At 50.8% G+C, this 4,564-nt stretch carries 4 protein-coding genes and 1 pseudogene; 1 reads left to right on the top strand and 4 read right to left on the bottom strand.

Translation table 11 applies throughout. The features are described 5' to 3' along the window. Nucleotides 1-106: 106 nt before the first annotated feature. The gene (locus tag ACTG33_RS16360; RefSeq protein ID WP_439136291.1) at nucleotides 107-280 is read left to right on the top strand and encodes a GreA/GreB family elongation factor; all 174 of its coding nucleotides are present in this window, start codon (nucleotides 107-109) and stop codon (nucleotides 278-280) included. A 1-nt stretch (nucleotide 281) separates the two neighbouring features. On the opposite strand, the gene ACTG33_RS16355 is transcribed toward ACTG33_RS16360, so the two are convergent. The 4 genes and pseudogenes from ACTG33_RS16355 to ACTG33_RS16340 form a co-directional block, all read right to left on the bottom strand. After that, nucleotides 282-1,568, bottom strand: a complete 1,287-nt coding sequence (locus tag ACTG33_RS16355; protein WP_439136290.1) for an HD-GYP domain-containing protein — start codon at nucleotides 1,566-1,568, stop codon at nucleotides 282-284. A 142-nt stretch (nucleotides 1,569-1,710) separates the two neighbouring features. Beyond that, nucleotides 1,711-2,048 (bottom strand): annotated as a pseudogene (locus tag ACTG33_RS16350) (cyanase). A gap of 416 nt (nucleotides 2,049-2,464) precedes the next feature. Next, nucleotides 2,465-3,436, bottom strand: coding sequence for a 1-aminocyclopropane-1-carboxylate deaminase/D-cysteine desulfhydrase (locus ACTG33_RS16345; RefSeq protein WP_439136289.1), 972 nt, complete (start codon nucleotides 3,434-3,436; stop codon nucleotides 2,465-2,467). Nucleotides 3,437-3,554: 118 nt separating this feature from the next. Then, a partial coding sequence (locus ACTG33_RS16340; RefSeq protein WP_439136288.1) for a hypothetical protein occupies nucleotides 3,555-4,564 on the bottom strand: 1,010 nt, incomplete at its 5' end.

The raw sequence follows: 4,564 nt of genomic DNA, 5'->3' as shown, positions 1-4,564 counted from the left end.
TATTAAACAAGTCAGTGGTCAGAGTTTGGGATAACGTGTGGTTCATGCCTTTGAATCCTGGTTTAGCTCACTATACCTAAGTCTTCCCTGAAGACCTCCGGTATGGATGACGACCCGCATTGTAGGGCCAGACGAGTTTAATGTCAGCGAGGGCAAAATCAGCATGGACTCGCCGTTGGCCCGTGCCATGTTAAAAAAACAAGTGGACGACGAGGTGGTGCTGCGCAACAAAGAGGGTGAGGTGACCTACTACATCAACAACATTGAATACCACGAATAAATCAATTTTTAAAAATCAGCCCCTTTTCCCGGTACTCGCCCACAAAAATACCAAAGCTGCCATCGGGTAGCGTATCGCGAATCAGGTAGTCTTCTTCCAATTTGCCATTTTCAATTTGCATCAAATCGACTATTTTTTCGCGTTTTAGGGGCTCACTTCCCTGCTTAAGTAAAATCACTTTGGGCAGGTGGCGTCGCTCTCTGTTTGCCTCTAAAACCAGGCCCACCATGCCGTTTTTAAGCTCGACCATACTGCCCGGCGGGTAGAGCCCCACGCTTTTAATAAACGCCAGCGCCAGCTCGCTGTCAAAGTGAGTGCCGCGTTCACTATAGATAATTTTAAGCGCTTTAGTGGTGGACATGGCCGGGGCGTAGCAACGCTTGGCGGTCATAGCATCGTAGGCATCCACGATTGCGATAATGCGCGAGAAATAAGAAATGCCCGCCGCTTTCAGCTTGCGCGGGTAACCTTCACCGTCCATGCGCTCGTGATGGCTGTAGGCAACATCCACCGCCGCGTGGGTAATGCCGGGGGTTGATAGCAATAGATTGCGCCCATGTATCACGTGGGCACGCATCATATTCCACTCTTTTTTGTCCAACTTTCCGGGTTTGTTTAACACCTTGGGCGGCACGCGGATTTTACCCACATCGTGCAGCAGACCACACAGGCCGATCTTTTCTAAATCGGACTCGCAAAGGCCCAAATGGCGTCCTAAGGCGATAGACAAAATACAAACATTGAAAGAGTGCTCGGCGGTGTAGTTGTCCTGGGTGCGAATCTTGGTCATCCACAGCAGCGCATCGGGATTGCGCAATATGCTGTCTACACAGGCCTTAACAGTGTTTTTGGCCTGGGTCGTATCAATAACGCCACCCAGGCGCAGGTCATCCACCAGAGATTTGGTTAAGCGCCGCGCCTCGCGAAAGACTCCGGCGGCGTGCTTGTGCTCATCCCGAGCCGATACTTTATTGGTATAAGTGGTGCGTTTTTTAGCGGGTGGGAGTGAGCTTCGCTCCTCGGGCGGCACCCACGTAGGCTGGACGGCATCGACCCACACATGCTCGCAGTACTCGGTAACGGTGTCGATATCCGCCTGACACTCCAGCAGAAAACCCTGCATTAAAAAAGGCGTCTCTAGCCAGTCGCGATCGAGCTTCGACACGTACATGCCGACCCGTAACTCACCTACAGAGATTTTTATGCTACGTTTGCTTTTATCGTAAAAGCCCTGTCTGACGACTTTTGGGTCCACAAGATCATCTCGCTGCGCTGCTTTCTTATTCAATCACTAACCACCACTATAAATGATGATTTATCCGCCACGCTAATATAGTCCGAATCGGTTAAGCGCGCATATTAAACGATACTAATAAAATATAAACTCAGATAAAAACTAACAATGAAAGGCCGGGGGAAAGTCATTTTGGTTACCACATCTTATAGGGCAGAAACTTACCGTTCAGGGCCAGCAGAGCTCTGTCGCCCTCGGGGGGCCTAGATTTTATCTACTTCCATAGAAAAGTCGATTGCGCTCATTATTCCATCGCCATCACGCCTACGACCTCATATAAGCGGTAAATCAAGGGTCGGAGGGTACGGCCTGGTCCCATATCTTGGCAGGAAAGGCCTCAAGTTCCTAGGCAACGTCCTCGCCCAGCTCTAGATAGTCGGTGATTTTCTTGGCGGTATAGGCGGGCGAGCTATTCATTCCCAAACAGGCCGACTCCAGCCAGACCCCGACAACTTCCGCTATGGTTTCCCAAATAAGGCCCTTGACCGCTTACCAGCGCATCGGTGATTGCTTGTTTATCCATTGTTTACTCCTGCGCGATTAATATCAATTGATTGTATTAATCTCAGAGCAAAGGAAGGGTCAAGCAAGCTCAGGGCACCCCGGTCGCAGCCCTTTAACGCATTAAGCCTTTTTAGACTCGCAAGACTGTCAATACGGAGGGCACAACTAAAAACGCTACCAGCACCAGGCAGCAAAGCGGACAGAGCTCGAGGCTAGTGGGCTGCTAAACAGGTGACTGGTATAGGAGCACTTCCGTCGGCAGTGTTCTGCGCACCGGACTTTCATAGTGGTGGTCAATTAAGTCACCGGGTGAGCTGGCATGAGACTTGGCAGTGGCACTAACATATTAAACAAGTCAGTGGTCAGGGTTTGGGATAACGTGTGCTTCATGCCTTTGAATCCTGGTTTAGCTCACTATACCCACGTCTTCCCTGAAGGCCTCCGGTATGGATGACGACCAGCTGATGCCCAGAGGGAAAGTGCCCTGCCCGAGCTAACTGGACTACGCTGAAAAGTAGCTTTGCCGTGTATACCGGATCGAGCAAAATCCCGGTTTCCTTTTCAAACCTGCGCATAAATTCAAACAACTCAGGTTTTGTCTTGGCAAAGCCACCAAAATGTAATTCATCAATAATATCCCACTTTGCGCGACAATCGCCACTTATAATGTCTTTTTCGAGACCAGATTTGTAGCTGGCCAGCTGATCCCCCAGTTTTAATGCCGAAAACCCCAGCACAGATTCTTCTTGTCTAGAGCTGGAAAGCAGGCCAGAAAGTGTAGTGCCCGTGCCGCAAGACACACAGACAGTCGCATTCGACAGATCCATTTTTTCACGGACAGCTTGCATAATAGCCCCGCATCCCAACATGCCGGCTTTGCCACCTCCCCCCTCAGGAATGACGTAACTCCCGGGGTGAACGCTTTGCAGCTCTTCGATGCCCGCTGGCTGTTTTAAGGCTTGGTAGGTCTTACGTCCAACAAATTGGAGTGTCATCCCCTGGGATAGGCAGTCCTGCAGTGTATAAGATAACTGACTGGGCTCATGCCCTCGAACCATCCCCAGAGTTTCGATTCCGGCAGCCTGCCCCAAGTGAGCAAGCGCATGGAGATGATTGGAGTAGTAACCTCCGAAACTGATTAACTGGCTGGCTTTTGTGGCTTGCGCGATCTCAAGATGCTCATAGAGTTTATAGAGCTTGTTGCCAGACAGGCGCTGATCCAGAAGATCTTCTCGCTTGATGTGCAGTGAAATGCCCAGCTGGTTAAGTGTTTTGAACGGCACGGTTTGCAAAGGGGTTGATCTGGCCCACTCCAATGGAGTTGAAAGCAAAGAAGTCGTAAGGTTGGTCTGTTTCAATCTGATCACGATTCTTAGAGGTCAATGACGTTTGATGAACGAAGTTAAAAGCGGTTTGGATTAGAAATCCAACGCGTTTTGGATTCAATGGCAAGCCCTGCAGGTCGATCAAAGGGGTCTATACAGAAGCAGCCTGGTCCGATTGAGCGTGAGCCACAGAATGCTCTTCACAGCGATCGCTGCTGCCGGGGAAAAACTCAGCTGGTCGTTCAACCCTCTCCAGAGGGAGGCCACAGAGACTGCCGTTGATGGCCTTATGAGTGCAACGGGGTTGATGATAGTGCTCACGCCACTGACGGAAAATGGCCTCATCCACCTTGCAGCGCTGCGCCGCGTAAGCGTCAGGATCGGCCATAAAGCGAGCAATATCATTCACCGGAAGGGTCATGTGTCCGGCACCAGGTTGGAAGGTTACAAAGCTAATTCCGGATTTGTGCAGCTGCTCCAGCAGGCTGTCGCCACTGCTGTTGAGAAGGTCTTCTTTCTCTTTTTGCAGGCGGGCAATCTCATCCTCAAGACCCGCAATTCGAGTGTCCCGATACATGACTTCAATATCGCGCATTTGCAACTGCTCAGTCAGTGATTCGGTAGCCTCAAGCAGCTCGGCCTGTTTTTCTTCTTCAATGCGGCCTTTCATGGCTTCAAGGGAAGCATCATCCAGACTCTTCAGAGAGCTAAGCTTGTGCTCAAAGTAATCCCGCAGTCCATTAATTTTACGAGACTGTCCCTCGGACAGAGCCTCCAGTTCAGCGCAGCGCGCTTGGGAATGCTCCAGAGATTCATTCAGTGTGGCAATTTGCTGTAAGTGCTGTTGTGCACTTGCTGTCGATTCGCTTTGAAGCGCCTCAATGGCTTGTCGATGCTGCTCTTGCAGTGTTGCGACACGCAGGCGCTGCTCTTTGATCGCCTGAGCCATCCGCATTCTCAGAAGCTCTTTATCCGCTGCGCTGACGGCTGGATCGCTCTTGGCTTCGGATTCCGATTCTGTTTCAGGCTCAGGGCTGCTGAGATTCAGACGTAAACGATTGCGCTGGAGCGCCCTTTTGATAATGCCAAAGTGATTGCACTCCGGCGTCATTTGAGGATCCCAGAGCTGTTGTTGATGCCAGGCAATGGAACATTGACTAC

Source organism: Pseudomaricurvus sp., from assembly GCF_965662505.1.
Lineage (GTDB): Bacteria > Pseudomonadota > Gammaproteobacteria > Pseudomonadales > Cellvibrionaceae > Pseudomaricurvus.
This window is presented reverse-complemented; position numbering and strand designations above follow the sequence as displayed.